Below are 15,659 nucleotides of genomic sequence, written 5' to 3'. Positions count from 1 at the left end.
TACTCTATAGTACCGACATATGCGCTTTGTGATTGCCCCGATACTGTATTTACTACACGAACGATTCCAAACCACTAGGTATTACTCGCCCACTGACGCGCCCCGAGAATAGCGAGTGGGAGTCCGAGGAGGCCAGCCAGTATCGCCCCACCGACGGTGAAAATGAGAGCAAGTCCCCACGGTCGGGAGTCGAATGGGACGAACACCATTCCAGCGAGCGCAAGTGAAACGAGTGCACCGACAAACGCAAGCACCGTCAATCGAGGGTTGTCGTTCGTCTCGGCTCGGGCGACTGCGAGGCCAAACACTGGCGCAACCGACAATGGCAGATGGAACACCATTCCACGAAAGACAGCGGGTGCAACATCCCCCAGCGGCCGGGAAATAAGACCGAGTCCTAACAGAGTTACACCGACTGCAAGGACACTGACCACAGCCACAGCGAGTGCACCTCGAAGAGACCGAAATGACCGTGGAGAAACCACGGCAGTCCCACCAATCACAAGAAAGATCACTGCAAGGCCGGCGAACGAAGACGGCTCATTCGCAATCGCTGAAGCGGTAGCCGCGAGAACCCCAACGAGACCAACTCCGGCGATGGTTTTGGCAATGCGACGGGCGCTCGACGATGAATATGCACCCCACCGTGCGCCTGCAGTGACACCACCAAGCATCAGCCCATACACAACAAGTGCAGGCAAGACGAATGTTTTCACGTTATCGAGCCAGATGGGGGCAGTCGCGATCGAGAGAGCTGCATCTACACGAACTGAATCGGTTCCTGGTTCACCAAAGGCGAGGTACACATCATCGTAGAATGCAGACCCGTATTCATTCGTCGAGACTCCCTCCCAAGTCACCTCCCTGTTCGACACTTCAGGAAGAACATCTGAGGAGGTGTACTCGTCTTCGATAGTCGCACTTGGGTCATTTACGACGACACTGCCAGGTGGGCCAGCAATCGAAAACCGGTCGACATTGAATATCCAGCCACCGCGGACACCCTCCGAATGGAGATAATCCACGACAAGGATACCGGCGTGACGCGTGCCTGCGTCAGGGTCTTGGAACTGAATACGGACAGTCTGATTATCGATTGATGCTGACTGAAAGGTCACGTCTCCTTCCTCGTAGACGTGTGGGACACCCCATCCGTCGGTTGCTGCTGAACGGGCTACTCGATTCAGCAACGCCGGGTCCTGTGTGAGTTGGGTTGCAGCAGACTCGTTAACACGGTTGGTCACAACCCACGTCGCAGACCCATTCGGGTGAACCTGAATCGCTGCAGTACTGTGCGTGACATTCGCTTCAAGTCCGTACTCCTCGGCGACATCCTCGAAGGAAGACCCACATGCGCCACAGACGGGGTCTGGCTGTGGACTTGCAACCGTCGGTCCGACACCTGCGAGGAGAGCGCTACCGATGAAGAGGAGAGCAATCAGGAGGGCGCCACGTCTCATTACTGTTGGTGGGTTTCTTCCTCGGTAAATGTCTTCTGTGGGAACACGATGCAAAATCTACGCGCTGGCCCCGAATTTCTAGTTTGACCAGACCTGCTGCAAAAGGTCGTGGCTGCGCGCACAGCTTCGCAGAAGCGAGCACGGAGCGGTGGGTGGGGAGGAGGGGCCGGGAGAGTGGACTCTCAAAAAGAAAACAGCCGCTTGCGACGCCTACTCAGCCCACCACGCTTCGCGCTCTGGGAACGCGAGTTTCGACCATCCCGTCGCAGCCACCGAAACACGCCCACCGTACCAACTCTTCGCGACGTTCCGCATCGTCACACGCTCGCCTTCTCTCACAACCGATTGGTCCGACTTGGTCCAGACAGTGAATTTTGTTCTCCCCGTCTCGTCCTCGATGAGTCCCACCTGCTGAATCGCCGAATTCGACGACTCCCAGAGCTGGGTTATCGTTCCAGAGATAGACACCTCTCGACGATTGACCTCGCTGACCGCCGCAATCGGAATCACCCGTCCAGGCGCCTGCTGCAACTCTTCGAACACACCCACGACCGCGCTCATCATCGACTTTCCATCTGCGACTTGCTCAGCCAACCGCCGACTAATCGCCGACCGAGACCATCCATCGAGTTTCGTCTGTAATCGCGCTGCCTCGCGGTTCACTTCACCCAATTCTTCAACTGAGAGTTGCTCACGCGGGTCCGGCTCATCCGGGTCGGCCCACCGATTGACACACCCGGCGCGCTTCTTGAACTCTCTCGTTGCTTCGAGGCTCATCTGTTCTGCCACAGTCGCCGTCCGCTCTTCCCGGTTCGACGTCTGCCTCCGGTCCCACCGAGTTTTCGTCTGTTCAATCTCCCACTCGCGTGCTTCCATCCGCTCTTCTTCTGCAAGGGTCAGTCCCCGTCCTTGAGTTTGAGAATTGTTCAGGTCAACTTTGGCTTGAATCTCGAGTTCAACCGTTGGGTGGAGTGCAGGCGTCTCATCAACCACGTCGTCGACGACTGCTCGGGGGTGTTCGGAGTGCGAAACTTCATTACCGATTTGCTTCTTAGTACTCATTGGTTAGCTCCAAGGCGCCTACTCAGCGTCTTCTTCCGACACCACGACTCTCCAGCCGCTGCTCTCTCACTGACCTACTGGTTCTGCGCACGCCTTTCGCGCCTTCACGCGCACCTCCGGGGCGCGGGAGGCGTGCGCTCGACGATGGGACAACATCCAGCACCGCGCGCCTTGACCTGCCCGGAGCGAGCGGCCAGCACACAAGCCGGTTTCGCGTCCGACGGCCGAGTCTACGAGGACGTCGTGACCGACAGCGCGCTTGGTGCTGGCGCACCGGGAAGGTGCGAGTGAAGCGAGACGCGACTATCAGGAGCGGCTCGTCGCGAACGAGGAGTGAAACGAGTCGTGAGCATGGAGGGCACAGGGCGGCGAGCGGGGCGTGCCGTGACGACGACCGGAAAACCCACCGAGATATATTACGCAGGAACGTGAACTATCACTATGCCCCAATCAGATGACTCCGCTGTCGAAACAATCGACATGGAGGGAATCAAAGAATACCTCGCTCAAACGGAGGTCATCTTCGCAGTTCTGTTCGGGTCACATGCGAGAGGGACGGCAGACGAGTCATCTGATGTCGACATTGCGCTCCGTTTCCCTGACGAGATGTCTGAGGCTGAGCGGTTCCGTCGACGCAACCGTATCGATGCTGACTTGCAATCGTACGCCGACGGGTTCGTCGACGTAAGCGACATTGAATCATTGCCAACTCATGTTTCCCATGCAGCACTCCGAGATGGTGTTCGTATAGCTGGCGACGAGAGAGAGATAAATGCCTATAAGCAACGTGTCGACACGGAATACGACGCAAGTGCGAGTGAGCGAGAACAGGAACGCCGAGAGTTCATTGACCGGCTTGCTCGTGGAGACGTCTAAATGGTCGACGAGGACATTGTTGTCGACAAACTCCGCTTCATCAACGAGTACACGAACGATCTGAAGCAGATGCGTGGAATGTCCAAATCGGAATACGTCGAAGACGTCGTTATCCAGCGTGCTGTTGAGCGGACGTTCATGAACCTCATCCAATCCTGTATCGACCTCGCCCAACATATCCGTGCTTCAGAGGGTCTCTCTCCAAGTGGGACATCAAAGAACGAGATTGAGTCGCTCGGGAATGCAGAGATAATCTCACGCGATGTGCAAGAGCAAATGGAAGAAGCAGTTGGGTTTCGGAATATTCTCGCCCACCGATATGGTGATGTGAATCACGACGTCGTCTATTCTGTGTTGCATAACGACCTGCACTGGTTCGACCAATTCCAACAGGAGATTGCGCAGTGGTTTCAGCAACGATACTAGTTCTGTCGCGGATACTACTCTCCTGATTCGTGAGCACGGAGGGTACAGGGCGGCGATCCTGGCGTGCCGTTCGTATCACACCGGACTACCGACGTGCATCGTCGACTCCACAACAGATCACGGGGGGGATCGAAAGGGGCTGGACGCTCGGCGTGCCCCGACGACGCAAGCACCGCAGGAACGAGTCGCGCAGCGAGTCACGGTCGTCGAGCGGCCGGGGGCTTTCAAAACGGATCTATCAAACACATTCCACCACTCCCGGAGCTTTGGTTGCCCTCTTCTGTGCGACACAAAGCTTTTCGAGCATCTCTGACAGGTCATGAGTATGCGCCGACGCGCCCTCCTCGCGGCCGCCGCTTCGTCTCTCCCCGCAATAGTCGCTGGCTGCACCAGCCTCGGTGGGTTCAGTGGTAGCAACGCCGTCGCGGAAGCCCCAACAGCACGGCTCGAACTGACAACGATCGCAGACGCGAAGCTCCCGACAAAAGTACTCTATGCAGTCCGTCCTGCGGAGGGCAACGACGCAACGGCCCAACTGTTCGACCGCATCCTCGACGGCGGCACGAAAGCGAAGGCAACCCGGCCGCCACTCCCCAAACAACAACATATTGCCTATCAAGAGGCGGTTCACGAGCTGTCATACGAAGTGGTCGAGGAAACGCCGGCCACCAGATATTCCGTGAAAGTGGATATCGTCACAGACTCAGTGGTCGAGGCAGAGTCCATTCAGTTCGCCGATCTTCCCGAGGTTGATCAACAAGAATTTGCTGAACATGGACTCGCTGATGGTGACCCGGTCGGTATTGGAACGACATTCCTCTATACGGACACCGAGCGCGAGCAGTCTGTCCTCGTCCCCGAGTCGGAGTACTCGTATATCACTTGGGGCGATGAGACTGAGGCCGAATGGGTCGTCGACGACGCCTACGATACGACGCTGAACACCTATCGATACACTGCTGAACACGTAGCGACGGCCGCCGGCTACGGACAACAGATGCGCGAGCGGTTTGCATTCGACCTCTCAGGGCTTTCGGAGGCCCAGCGAGAGATCGTTGAGACGGCAATTGCAGACGGACAGTACATTGTCGGGCCCGACGAGACGCCGTCTGATGCGCTTGTAGCGCTTGCCGACCGGTTCCGAGGGCACGAACAGGCTCATGGACTCGACGAAGATGGCGAAGGCGACCTGAGCGGTACGTATCTGGTTCGGTACCAAGGCGACGTGTACTGGACAACGCTCGTCGTCCAGCGCGACGCATTTCAGACGACGGCAGGCTGAACGAGGAGGACTCCTCCGAAGAGCGGGAGACACAACAGCCACCGGGCGGGGGCGAGCGGGTACGGGGTTCTGAGAGACAAAGACCGAGAAAAAACGCGCCGAAACGGCTCACTCGTCTTCAAGTGCCGCGTAGATTTCAGCGTGACGACGTCGATCGAGTTTCCCCATTTCTAGGGCAATCTCATGGCGTTCCTCATCACTCTCAGCCGACTGGTACCGTTCGTACAGCCGACGGACTTCTTCGTCAACCATAGTTGATGAATCGGCGCTGGACGCTATCTCTATGCCGAGAATTGGCATTCAAACCTCTAAAACAGTTGCGACGAGCAGACGCTCGGAGGAGAGTTAACCAACGAAGACAAGACTAGTTTGATTTTGTTGGCTAAGACTATTGTAGCGAATACACTGTTCCCTTCGCAGACCCAACGTAGGCTTGGTTTTCGTCAATCGACAGGTCAGTTAGTTGGGTTCCATCCTCGAACGCCCATTGCTGCTCACCTGTCGTCACATCGAGTGAGAACTTGAATCGGTTTCGTGGGTCGTCTCTTCCCCACGAATCAATGTACAAAGAATCAGCTACAGTTGCAGACGGTATCACGCCCTCAACACTCTCTTTGGGAGTCCACGTCCAATTGAGACCGCCTCCCTCAGTATCGAAAGCCCGCACTGTGCTTCCACCGGCAAAGAGAACACCGTCCTGGACTGGCACCCGTGGGACGAACCCTGACTCGTCTGCCTGCCACTGTTGTTCACCACTTTCTGGATCGAATGCGGCGATATGTTCGCCACCGACGTAGAGCGTGCCATCGTGGAGCGTCGTCGATGTCGTGATCCATTCGTCATGGCTCCATTTTTCCTCGCCCGTCTCGTTATCCAGTGCAACGAGTTTTCCGCGGACATCACCCTCGTCAGCAACGAAACAGACTGTCTCGTCAGTGGCAGCAATCGTCCGGTACGAATAGTCCTCAACCTCTGCAGTCCACCGCTGCTTACCGGTCCCTGCATCGTATGCATAGAGCCGGCCGTATGTAGGAACGTACATCGTCTCAGTAGTCAGGAGCCCACCAGAGGGGTCACCGATTTCACCGGACCACTGCTCTGCTCCATCAGCGACGGAGAGAGCGTAGAGTGTTTGTCCACCATCTTCGATCGCGTCGTCTTCGGTCCCGACATACAGTACGTTCTCAGTGGCGCCAAGAATTTCGAGCCACCATGCTTCAGGGTTGAACGTCCATTGCACGGTTCCAGTTTCGGCGTCAAGGGCGACTACACCGTGGTTCTCGAACAAGTCGCTCTTCCCAACGACGACGAACACTGTCTCGCCAACGTGGACTGGTGAACTACGGAGTTCGGTGTCTGCGTCAAACGACCACTGCTGGCTTCCGTCATCAGCGCTCAGTGATTCGATGGTCCCGGATTTCGCTCCCACGTAGAGACTGTCGCCTGTACTCGTTGGGGTAGTGGTGATCTCCGAGCCAAGTGCCCGTTGCCAGACGACAGGTGGTTCCGGCTGCTTAGTTTGGGTACTTGTGGTCGTCTTCGTCGGCGTTTCTGTCTGCGTCTCAGTCTTTGTCGTCGTCCCAGCAGGTTCGTTAGAACCGAGACAGCCAGCAGTCCCGAGACCAACGGTGGCGACACAAGCACGAAGGAATTGGCGACGGCGATGGGAGGGCATCTACAATCGATTTCGTATTGGCTGTTAGATATTTTGTGGTCGGTTGATACAGATTGTGAGCACATATCCACGTCTTTAGACACGGGGGTGTGCTTGAGTTTCAATTATTATGCAGCAGATTATATTATCACGTGCATAAGGATTGTAGTGAAATTCGAATATCGTGATCTCAGCCCGAATAGCGAACTTGATAGTTGTATGCCCGGAATGATCGTATACGCTCCTGTCTCGCCTGAGTCAGTCGAGTGTTGCAAAATGCCGAAGTGATTTTTATATCGATTCGCTGGTGTGCAACAGTATCCTCACAGAAACCGAGGTTCGTGCCCCCACTGCCCTGGACGGTGAGCAGACGGTCTCCGAACTCGCAACGGATCCCGATCGGGGTCTTAGCTACCCCTCGGAACTCGTCGAACGGCTCGAAACGGCTGGCCTCGTCGAGACAAGCCGATAGTGAAAAACACAGCCGATTCGACTGTCAGAGTTGACATCCTCCCCGCGCTAAAGCGCGAGGATTCCTCCGTTGGGGGTTCGGCTACCGACCCACGGAGGCAACTTGCGGGTTCGTGCGCACTTCTTTGGGACTGTCGTGAGGGTGTGGTTTCCCCGACCAGTCGTGGTCGTCCCACTCGAATCGCACGGGCCGTGCCATCGGCCTGACTTGCGTATCGCTGTTTTCTCGAAGGAACGTCTCTGACGCCGTGAGGTCGGCGTGTCCCTCGAATCCGCATGGACACGTCAGCGTATCTTCGTGGCGAACCGTCTCCTCGTGGTCGCCACACTCGGGACACGTCTGACTCGTCCACGCTTCCGACTCGGCTTCGAGACTGATGCCGTACTCCTCACAGACACACGCGAGACGGTGGATGAACTTCTTGAACGCCCAGAAGTTGTGTGTCTTCTCGTTCACCCTGACCGACCAATGCGTTTTCAGCACGTCGGTCAAGTCGCCCACGTACACCGTCGCCACGCCCTCGTCGTACAACCGTTCAACGAGGTCGCGTACCAGCGCGTTCTGTGCGTGGTCACGACGCTTCGTCCGCTGTCGGTACAGCCGTCGAATTCGCTTGGAACTGTATCGTCCTTCACGGAGTTTCGACTGTAGGCGGGCGATTTCGTCTGTCGTCTCGCGGAACCGTCCGAACAACTCCCGACCGTCGTAGAGGTACTGGTTCCCAGTGGTCGTGGAACAGGCGACGAGATTGTTTGCGCCAACGTCGAGGGCGGCTTCGTGAGAAGCCAGTGGTGAATTCCGAAAACGCGAAGCGTTTTCGACTTCAGGAAAATCTTCGATTTTCCGTGAATCCAGTCGAGAATCAGGTACGGTGACTGGTTGGAAAGCCCTGAACGTGTCGCTCACTTCGTCGTACTCAAGTTCCAGACGACCCTGTTTGCCGTCCCACTTCGGATTGCCTCGGACTTCGAGGCGGAGCCGTTCATGGTAGCCGAGTCCGTATTCGTCTTTCAGTTCTTGCCCGACAGGGATTTCGAGACGGCTACGCTTGCCCCACTCAATCGTGTACTGGTTGCACCGAATGTAGGTGCGAAGTTCGCGTCCGTCCTCCTCGTTGCCCCAGTACGACGGTGGGTTGGCGTACTCGCCGTTCTCCTTGAGGGCGAAGAACGACCGCCACGCTTCGCTGTTCTTGCGCGTGACCTGTTGAACAGTCGCGCTTCCGATGACGCCGTTGTAGCGTCCACGGTATTCGGAAGTGTCCCACACATCGCCGTCTCCGAAGTAGTTCTGACGACGTTCGTAGGTCAGTTCGTTCCACAGGGAGGCGGAGGCGTCGAGTAGCCGTAGGAGGCACTCTTTGTCGTTCTCGGTCTGTGGCACGACCTCGAAGGTGTTGACGCGCTTCATGCGTCCTCACCCTCCTGTTCAGCGATGTATCGTTCGACAGCGCCCTTGGAGGCACTCCCCGCCGTTCCAACGTAGTACGAACGAGTCCACTTCACGCGGTCGTCGTACCGCTGGTTATACTTCCGCGCCGAGATGCCCTTCACCCAGTTGACGATGAGTGACGGAGCGTTCTTGGGTGGACTCCCGATGAACAGGTGTACGTGGTCGGGCATGACCTCGGACTCGGCCAGTTCGAGGCCTTTGTCCTCACAGATTTCCGCGAAGATGGTTTCGAGACGTTCCTTCGTCTTCCCCGTCAGGTGCGAGCGCCTGTCTTTCGGCACGAACACTATGTGGTAGTAGAGTTCGTATTTCGCGTGACGGGTACTGTTCACCATCTATGCATACTATCGCAGTTGGCCGGCTTAACGATTGTGTTGGAACCCCGTATATGCCATCGTTGGCGGTTGAATACTGTTGGTCGGCTCATCTCCGCCCTGAAGGGCGAGGCTTTCGCCTCGAATTTTTCGTAACGCGTTCTCTATTGAGGTCGTGGGAGGTAGGTCTGGCCCAACCTCCATCGTGATTCGGCTGCCACCGCACGCAGGGCACTCCATAGACCCCAGATAACCTCTACCGGTTTCAATATGTGGACTGTGCCACATCACATGTCCGCAAGAAAAAGGGGCACAGAGGCGTTTTTCCTCGATTATTAGGGCGGCCCAGTCAACATCGCCTCGCAGGTAGTTCTTCGGAGAATTCTTATCACAACACGGATGCATAGCACACGTATATGTCTGATGCTGATACAGGGTCCAGTAATAACGGCCCGGAAATGGTGCAAATAAACATCTGGTTAAGCCAAGCCTTCCTCGAAGACATCGATACGACGTGGGAAGAACAGGGGTTCAACTCACGGAGCGAATTCCTTCGCTACGCTGCTCGTGACGCCATCAAACATCCCGAATTTTCGCGAGAAGGATGGAAGCAAATCGCAGCGAGCGAACACGACCTCCGGTCCGGTGAATCCGATTTAGTCTCGCGAGACGAAGTCCTCGAAATGATGGATCGAGACACGGATGGCGAGTGAGGAAGACTGGACGTGGAAGTTCTCACCACGCGCTGCGAACCAATTCAAAGGAACAATTGCGGCCGCAAGCCAGCTACCACTCATGCCTGAGCGTGATAACGAGTTCCTCCGGCTCGTATTCATGAGCGTGAATGGCCCGAAACACACATCGACCGTCTCGAACGAGACCTCGACGACCTCAAGAACGGTATCGACCACCCCGGCGACTAACCCACACTGCCGCTGATGAAGCGATATCCCTCGATTTCCCCTCCAAGAGAAACACAAACAACTTCGGCGTAGCAGTCACCCAGTCGATATGCAGGCGTTCCGCTCACGATCGCCCCCACACCCGACGCTACCTCTCCCCCGGTCAATCACTCGAATCGACTCACACCAAATCCACAATGAAGGTCTATCCAAAAATCCCACGCTACGACCACCCCATCGTCCCAGACGACTTCTTCGATGCAGACGACCTTGTCGTCGTCGAGAAGTTCGATGGGAGCGCCTTCCGCTTCGCGCTCTACGACGAGCGCTACGCGGACGCCTATCCGAGCGTTGTCGGTGAGGCTGCGGACGGGGACGGGAGTCTCGTCTTCGGAACACGTAGGTCCATCATGGGCAGCCATCGTGACTCACTTGGAGAGGTCGACGGGGCACTTCACCGTGCGGTTCGCTGCCTCCGTGACGGCGTCGATACGGACGCGCTTCGACGCTTGCACGATGAATACGCGAGCCCGCTTGTCGTCTATGCGGAAAACCTCGTCTACTCGACGCTCGACTACGGCTACACCGACCGCGAACTCCCAGCACTCATTGGTTTCGACGTCCTCCCGTTTGATCGCATCGAGACCTACACCCCCGCAGGGAACCCCTACACGGAGACTTTCGCAGGATTCCTCGACACACCCACAGTCTGGCGTGTCCTCGAACGCATCCGCCACGAAGATACCCCGAGCGAGCACTCGTTCCTCCCGGCGACAATCCTCGAAGAACAGAGTACTATCGATCCCGAGTCATTCGACGCGCCGCCGTCGTCACTTGCAGCGGACGTCCACGCAGAGGGTGTCGTCGTGCGCAGCGACACGTATGAGCGCCGCGTGAAGATCGTCCGCGAGACGTTCCACGAGCTGAATCGCGAACAGTTTGGCCGGAATCCTGACGAGGCCGAGACAGGGGCGGAGTACCTCGTTGCAACCTACTGTACGCCGGCGCGTATCCGGAAAGAGGTCCGAACGATGGTCGTCGAGGAGGGCCGCGAGTTCGGCCGTCACCTCATTGATGACCTCTACCCGCGAGTTGTCGAGGATATTTGGGCCGAGAACTACCCAGAGATCATGCAACTCGACAGGGCGATCGTTCCTGGAAACATCTATCCGCTCGTCGCCGAGCGCTGTGTAGCTGAGCTCAGGAAAATACAGACGAACGCCACGCTCAACGATGCCGACCCCACCACAATCTGGCAGTACCTCACCGAGTGATGACCGAGTTTCCACGTGATGAGATTAGCAAGCGGGGTGGCGACCCTGAGGAGATTAGCGACCGCTACCGCGACTAGAAACCAGCGTCGATCTCCGTCTCGTGGTCTGACTTCGTCGAAACCGTCTGTAAAGAGGACGACGACATCGAGTACATCGCAGCAATCCAAGAGGCCCTCACTAAACTGCGGCGCCGCAAACGCGAACGTGACATCGTCATGCCCATCTCAGCGCAGTGGGAGACCGACGTCCAACAGCGGCTGATCGCGGAGTACGCGTTCGCGATTCCGACACGCGAGGCACTCGAGTATCTTCGCGAGCAGGGGCCACTCATCGAACTCGGTGCGTGGAAGGGCTACTGGGCGTACGAACTCGACAACCGCGGTGTCGACATTACTGCCTACGACATCGATCCAATCCTCGACCCGTGGTTCCCAGTCGAGTCTGGTGACCAAGATGTCTTGCTGGAGTACGGCCAAGCAGAGACACTCGTTCTTTGTTGGCCACCGGTTGGGCCGATGGCCTACGAGGCTCTTCTCCTCCACGACGGTGATGTCGTCTACATCGGCGAACGACCCGGAGAAGGATACAAGGCGTTCGCAGATATGCGGTTTTTTGACGTCCTTACGGCTCGTTACGAACACGTCACCCAGATTGACCTGCCGAGCCATCCAGGTGCAAAGGACGATCTTCACCATTTCCGGCCACTGGATTGAGAGCGTGTGAGAATATATACAGACACCATCTCTGAAGAGCAGACACACATATGTGGGCTAGAAAAATATATTTGCGTTGCAGTGCTATGCTTGAATACATGCCTGACAACACCTCCACTCACAACGACAACGGCCCTGAGGAGTTCCCGACTGGAGACGAATTGCCAGAAGAGTCGATGACGGTAGACGACCTCGCGCCATTCAGTGTAGATACTGACGAGTTCACAGATATCAATGAACTCGCATCTGCAGAGTGGAAAGAATCCACGACTGCAGACGAACGAATTCGGACGGTGATTAAGCGGACTGTAGATCCGAAATCTGCGAATGAAATCGCAGATACAGCTGTGGTTTCAGAAAACAAAGCTCGAGACACGCTGAACAGACTTGTAGAAGAGGGTATCGTTAGGTCACATCAGACATCCTCTGGAAAGACATACGAGCGAGATCCAGACTGGTACTTGCTCCAGCAAGTCCATCAACTGGCCACCTCTGGAGATCTCGTAAGTCAAATCCAGCGAATAAAGCAAGAGCTAGCCAACTACCAAAGCCAGTACGAAACTAGTAGTCCGGAGGAATTACTGATTTCCGACCAGGAGCTGGACGAAGAGGAGCTCTCAGATATTTCTCACTGGCGCACTGCCAAGCGTGAATTCAACTATCTCCGTGCCGCATATCGTCTGCAACAGGCAAAACTCGAAGATCCGTATAGTGAACGAGGCTCGTTTAATCGGGATTCCGACCAGCGGGTGTCTCCCTGACGATGGCGATGGGCAACGGGTCAGCAATTGATGCTGAGTCAATCGACGCTAGCGTCAGGATGATGCAGAAACAACTCGACAAGGGTGTCCACAAGGTTCAGTACAAGCACACACAGGGTGGACAGTTCGAGCAGCGGAACGGACGTCCAAGGGAAGCTCGAATCACCGTCACGCCAGGAATTCACCAGGCAGGGGGATATTTTGACATCCAATGGTGGGAGAATGGCGATTACAAATACCATTACAGGGAGCAAGGTCTGGAGTTCAGGTTCGGTCGCGAGGAATCGAACCAGAACACCGAGATGCCAGTCAGGCATTTTCACCCGCCAGATGACGTGACGAAGCATCTCCCAAGTTGTATTGGAGGTGGGCATCCTCCTGAGCGTGTCACACTTGCTGTGATTGCAACGTGGTGGGCAACGGTGAAGGCTGGAGAGAGAGCGTCCTGAACACGCAAGACGGCCTACCGTAAGTACTCGAACGTTCTAGCCTCTACGCACGCTGAGACAGCAAAGACACAGACTGTTGAGCAGTCACTCGCAGCGATTGACGAGCGCCTTGGGAGAATCGAGTCGGCAGTCACTAGTCGAAAACTCACCGCACACGTTGTTGACGCAGGTGACGGGACAATTCTACAGATAAGCAAGGCGAGTGCCTCGGGGCTTGACCCCGAGGGTGAAGCCGACAACTCCTAAGCCATCAAATATAATCTATACATTTACAACACCGCAGTCCGTTAAATACGGCATGGAAAAGTCGCTCACGAAGACATTAGTCTTCCAACTCCAACCCGAGGTCGAGCGACTTCTTTCTGAAGCCTACCACGAAGCCCGATGGGTGTACAACCAGACCATCCAATTAGCCACCAACGGAATGGACTGGGGCGACATCTCGACCCGTCTCGAAAACGAAGCAAACTTCGTGAAGAACACCACGCAACGAGTCGTCGCCAAGTCGCTTGAAGCACTTCAACAATCCTACGACCGCGACAACTACAACACGCCCAGTCACCAGAAAACTGGGCCGTACCCGTTGCGAATGAACTTCACCGAAGGGTACAACCTCACACTCGGAGATGACGGGATACACTACCGTATCAGTGCCAAACCATACAACCCGGTCAAAGGTACACTTCGTGGTTCGCCCGACAACCTCGAACTTCTCGAACAAGCACTCGAAAGCGATGAATGGCGTGTCGGGACGGCAGAAGCAATGGTTCGCAACGGCAACCACGAACTGCACGTCAACGTTACACACCTCGAAGCCGCCGTCCACGACAAACACAACGCTCAAACCGTCGTTGGTGTGGATATTAACGAGGATTGTGTAGCTCTTGCCGCTCTTCGTGAAGACGACCTTGTTGATTCGGTGGTCATCGAATACCCTGAACTCAAGCAAGAGCGCCATCGGTACTTCACGATGCGAAAGCGGATGCAGAACGTTGGGCAGACAGCGTTCAACCGCGTGTTCGAGAACAAAGAAGAACGATACGTTCACGACCAACTCCACCAAGTCTCCCGACGAATCGTGGAGTGGATTCAGCAATTCGAGTCGCCGCTTGTTGTGTTTGAAGACCTCAAGCATATTCGAGAGTCGATTGACTATGGCACTCGGATGAACCGGCGGTTGCACTCCTTGCCGTTCCACAAACTCCGTTCGTTCGTCGTGTACAAAGCGGCGTTTGAGGGGATTCCGAGCGAGGAAATTGACCCGGCTTACACCAGTCAGACGTGTTCTTTTACTGGGTGTGAGCATACGGCTCGGTCGAATCGGCAGAAAAAGCGGTTCAAGTGCAACGCATGTGGGCGGCAAGACCACGCAGACCGGAACGCGGCAGTGAATATTGCGAAGAAAGGGTTGGAGTCGTTGAATCGAAATGTGCCTGCTCTCAAGACGTTGCCGAATATTCGGAAACTGCGACGGCAGGCATCGGGCTGTGTGAATCAGCCGACTGTGACCCACTCGACCGTTCGAGGCTATCAGGCCGATGGTCGATTGGGAGTGTCCGATTAAACCACGGGAAGCCTCGGGGCTTGACCCCGAGGCAATTCACTCCGGCTGGACGACCCATCTGTAGACCTTGAGCATGGCCAGGAACTTCGAGTCCGTCTTTCTAGTCGCGACTTGGACACAGATGCAGCGACCGATCAGTAGCTGGCTTGGGTTCTATCGCCTCATTGGATGCCAAACAGCTCTAAGAGATCTGATTGAGTGTACTGTGTTACGGAACTTCGTAGCCACAGTTCGGACAGAAGCTTTCGTCGCCGTCCAGCAAAGAGAGGCACTCGACACAGAGACGGTTGCTCGGAGAGGCGGCGATATCTTCCAAGAAATCCATTGCAGTCCGTGATTCAGCACCTGGTCGATAGCCGTCAGCGTAGCCCGGGAGTGTCGAGGCCCACCGAACGGTACCCCCATCATCAACGACCGAAATGTTCCCGGCGATGTCGAGTTTTCCGTAGCGTTTGAACGCCTCTGACGGCGTCTGCTCAATGACTTGATTCAGCTCACGGTTGCGCTTAAGATCGCGCTCGTAGACGTCTTCAGGCGTCAGGTGTCGTACTTCGCCTGGAAAGTCTGTGATTAGCCCATGCTGTTCGTCGATCCGGTCGATCTCTACTGTGATGCCGTGCTCGTCGTGAAGCGTTCGCAGGAGTCGGAGCGCGTGGTCATGCCACTCCGAGATTTCTGCATCGGCGTAGTAGCGGAGAATCACGCACTCAGTTCCCAGCGGACGTCATCTTCAACGGCCTGTAATTCGCGCTCCGCACGCTTGACGCGGTCTCGACCGACGAGATCGATGGCTGTCTCTCGATCGAGTTCGTCGTTTACGTGTTGTGAGACCATAAGCTCTGCCCAGAGATCTTCGACACCGCGTTCCAACGCTTGTTCGAGGATCTCCGACTCGGGGAGGCCCCGAGCTTCGGCGATTTCTTTTACCTGTTGGTTGAGATCCGTGTCCATGGTTAGATGATTACGCTATCATGATGTGGATACGACAGACCAATCTT

17 protein-coding genes and 1 pseudogene are annotated in these 15,659 nt (G+C 56.0%); 10 read left to right on the top strand and 8 right to left on the bottom strand.

Annotated elements, in window-relative coordinates; all coding sequences use genetic code 11:
- Positions 1–74 precede the first annotated feature (74 nt).
- Together DEQ92_RS23275 and DEQ92_RS19785 are read right to left on the bottom strand one after the other, a co-directional pair.
- Positions 75–1,460 carry a hypothetical protein gene (locus tag DEQ92_RS23275; RefSeq protein ID WP_147299512.1) on the bottom strand — a complete coding sequence of 462 codons (1,386 nt, stop codon included), beginning with the start codon at positions 1,458–1,460 and terminating at the stop codon, positions 75–77.
- 210 nt (positions 1,461–1,670) lie between these two features.
- The gene (locus DEQ92_RS19785; RefSeq protein WP_115821533.1) at positions 1,671–2,522 is read right to left on the bottom strand and encodes a DNA-binding protein; all 852 of its coding nucleotides are present in this window, start codon (positions 2,520–2,522) and stop codon (positions 1,671–1,673) included.
- Between the two features lie 441 nt (positions 2,523–2,963).
- On the opposite strand from DEQ92_RS19785, the gene DEQ92_RS19780 reads away from it, so the two are divergent.
- From DEQ92_RS19780 to DEQ92_RS19770, 3 genes are all read left to right on the top strand, one after another.
- Positions 2,964–3,398, top strand: coding sequence for a nucleotidyltransferase family protein (locus DEQ92_RS19780; RefSeq protein ID WP_115821532.1), 435 nt, complete (start codon positions 2,964–2,966; stop codon positions 3,396–3,398).
- Complete coding sequence (locus tag DEQ92_RS19775) at positions 3,399–3,824, top strand: DUF86 domain-containing protein (RefSeq protein WP_115821531.1); 426 nt, start codon at positions 3,399–3,401, stop codon at positions 3,822–3,824.
- Between the two features lie 325 nt (positions 3,825–4,149).
- Positions 4,150–5,106: a hypothetical protein gene (locus DEQ92_RS19770; RefSeq protein ID WP_115821530.1), complete on the top strand. Its 957-nt coding sequence runs from the start codon at positions 4,150–4,152 to the stop codon at positions 5,104–5,106.
- Between the two features lie 108 nt (positions 5,107–5,214).
- Here DEQ92_RS19770 and DEQ92_RS19765 read toward each other — a convergent pair whose 3' ends face one another.
- A complete protein-coding gene (locus tag DEQ92_RS19765) occupies positions 5,215–5,406 on the bottom strand; it encodes a hypothetical protein (RefSeq protein ID WP_115821529.1) in 192 nt (63 codons plus the stop codon).
- Between the two features lie 88 nt (positions 5,407–5,494).
- Positions 5,495–6,781: a PQQ-binding-like beta-propeller repeat protein gene (locus DEQ92_RS19760; RefSeq protein ID WP_115821528.1), complete on the bottom strand. Its 1,287-nt coding sequence runs from the start codon at positions 6,779–6,781 to the stop codon at positions 5,495–5,497.
- A 298-nt stretch (positions 6,782–7,079) separates the two neighbouring features.
- Between DEQ92_RS19760 and DEQ92_RS24475 the strand changes: the two are divergent.
- A pseudogene (locus DEQ92_RS24475) lies at positions 7,080–7,229 on the top strand (transcriptional regulator TrmB); the annotation flags it as partial.
- An 84-nt stretch (positions 7,230–7,313) separates the two neighbouring features.
- Here DEQ92_RS24475 and DEQ92_RS19750 read toward each other — a convergent pair.
- Together DEQ92_RS19750 and tnpA are read right to left on the bottom strand one after the other, a co-directional pair.
- Positions 7,314–8,642, bottom strand: a complete 1,329-nt coding sequence (locus tag DEQ92_RS19750) for an RNA-guided endonuclease TnpB family protein (RefSeq protein ID WP_115821527.1) — start codon at positions 8,640–8,642, stop codon at positions 7,314–7,316.
- Positions 8,639–9,019, bottom strand: a complete 381-nt coding sequence (gene tnpA, locus DEQ92_RS19745) for an IS200/IS605 family transposase (protein WP_115821526.1) — start codon at positions 9,017–9,019, stop codon at positions 8,639–8,641. Before tnpA ends, DEQ92_RS19750 begins: the two co-directional genes overlap by 4 nt.
- Before the next feature lie 395 nt (positions 9,020–9,414).
- On the opposite strand from tnpA, the gene DEQ92_RS19740 reads away from it, so the two are divergent.
- The 6 genes from DEQ92_RS19740 to DEQ92_RS19715 all read left to right on the top strand — a co-directional run bounded on the left by DEQ92_RS19740 (position 9,415) and on the right by DEQ92_RS19715 (position 14,661).
- A complete protein-coding gene (locus tag DEQ92_RS19740) occupies positions 9,415–9,711 on the top strand; it encodes a ribbon-helix-helix domain-containing protein (protein ID WP_115821525.1) in 297 nt (98 codons plus the stop codon).
- Positions 9,712–10,097: 386 nt separating this feature from the next.
- On the top strand, positions 10,098–11,174 hold the full coding sequence (locus DEQ92_RS19735) for an RNA ligase family protein (RefSeq protein ID WP_115821524.1): 1,077 nt from the start codon (positions 10,098–10,100) through the stop codon (positions 11,172–11,174).
- Positions 11,175–11,389: 215 nt separating this feature from the next.
- Complete coding sequence (locus tag DEQ92_RS23980; protein WP_199522941.1) at positions 11,390–11,887, top strand: hypothetical protein; 498 nt, start codon at positions 11,390–11,392, stop codon at positions 11,885–11,887.
- Between the two features lie 98 nt (positions 11,888–11,985).
- Entirely contained in the window at positions 11,986–12,648 is a 663-nt protein-coding gene (locus DEQ92_RS23270) for an ArsR family transcriptional regulator (RefSeq protein WP_147299511.1), read from the top strand.
- 2 nt (positions 12,649–12,650) lie between these two features.
- Positions 12,651–13,097 carry a hypothetical protein gene (locus DEQ92_RS19725; RefSeq protein WP_233516903.1) on the top strand — a complete coding sequence of 149 codons (447 nt, stop codon included), beginning with the start codon at positions 12,651–12,653 and terminating at the stop codon, positions 13,095–13,097.
- A 298-nt stretch (positions 13,098–13,395) separates the two neighbouring features.
- Complete coding sequence (locus DEQ92_RS19715; RefSeq protein ID WP_115821523.1) at positions 13,396–14,661, top strand: RNA-guided endonuclease TnpB family protein; 1,266 nt, start codon at positions 13,396–13,398, stop codon at positions 14,659–14,661.
- A gap of 208 nt (positions 14,662–14,869) precedes the next feature.
- Here the strand turns inward: DEQ92_RS19715 and DEQ92_RS19710 are convergent, their stop codons facing one another.
- Both DEQ92_RS19710 and DEQ92_RS19705 read right to left on the bottom strand, forming a co-directional pair.
- Complete coding sequence (locus tag DEQ92_RS19710) at positions 14,870–15,364, bottom strand: zinc ribbon domain-containing protein (protein WP_115821522.1); 495 nt, start codon at positions 15,362–15,364, stop codon at positions 14,870–14,872.
- Positions 15,361–15,612 (bottom strand): hypothetical protein, encoded by a 252-nt coding sequence (locus DEQ92_RS19705; RefSeq protein WP_115821520.1) that lies wholly within the window; start codon positions 15,610–15,612, stop codon positions 15,361–15,363. The genes DEQ92_RS19710 and DEQ92_RS19705 overlap by 4 nt, the downstream gene beginning before the upstream one ends.
- Positions 15,613–15,659: the final 47 nt, after the last annotated feature.

The sequence above is a fragment of the Haloferax sp. Atlit-6N genome (assembly GCF_003383195.1).
GTDB lineage: Archaea > Halobacteriota > Halobacteria > Halobacteriales > Haloferacaceae > Haloferax > Haloferax gibbonsii.
Note: the sequence above shows the minus strand (reverse complement) of the source record. Positions and strands in the feature narration are given on the sequence as shown.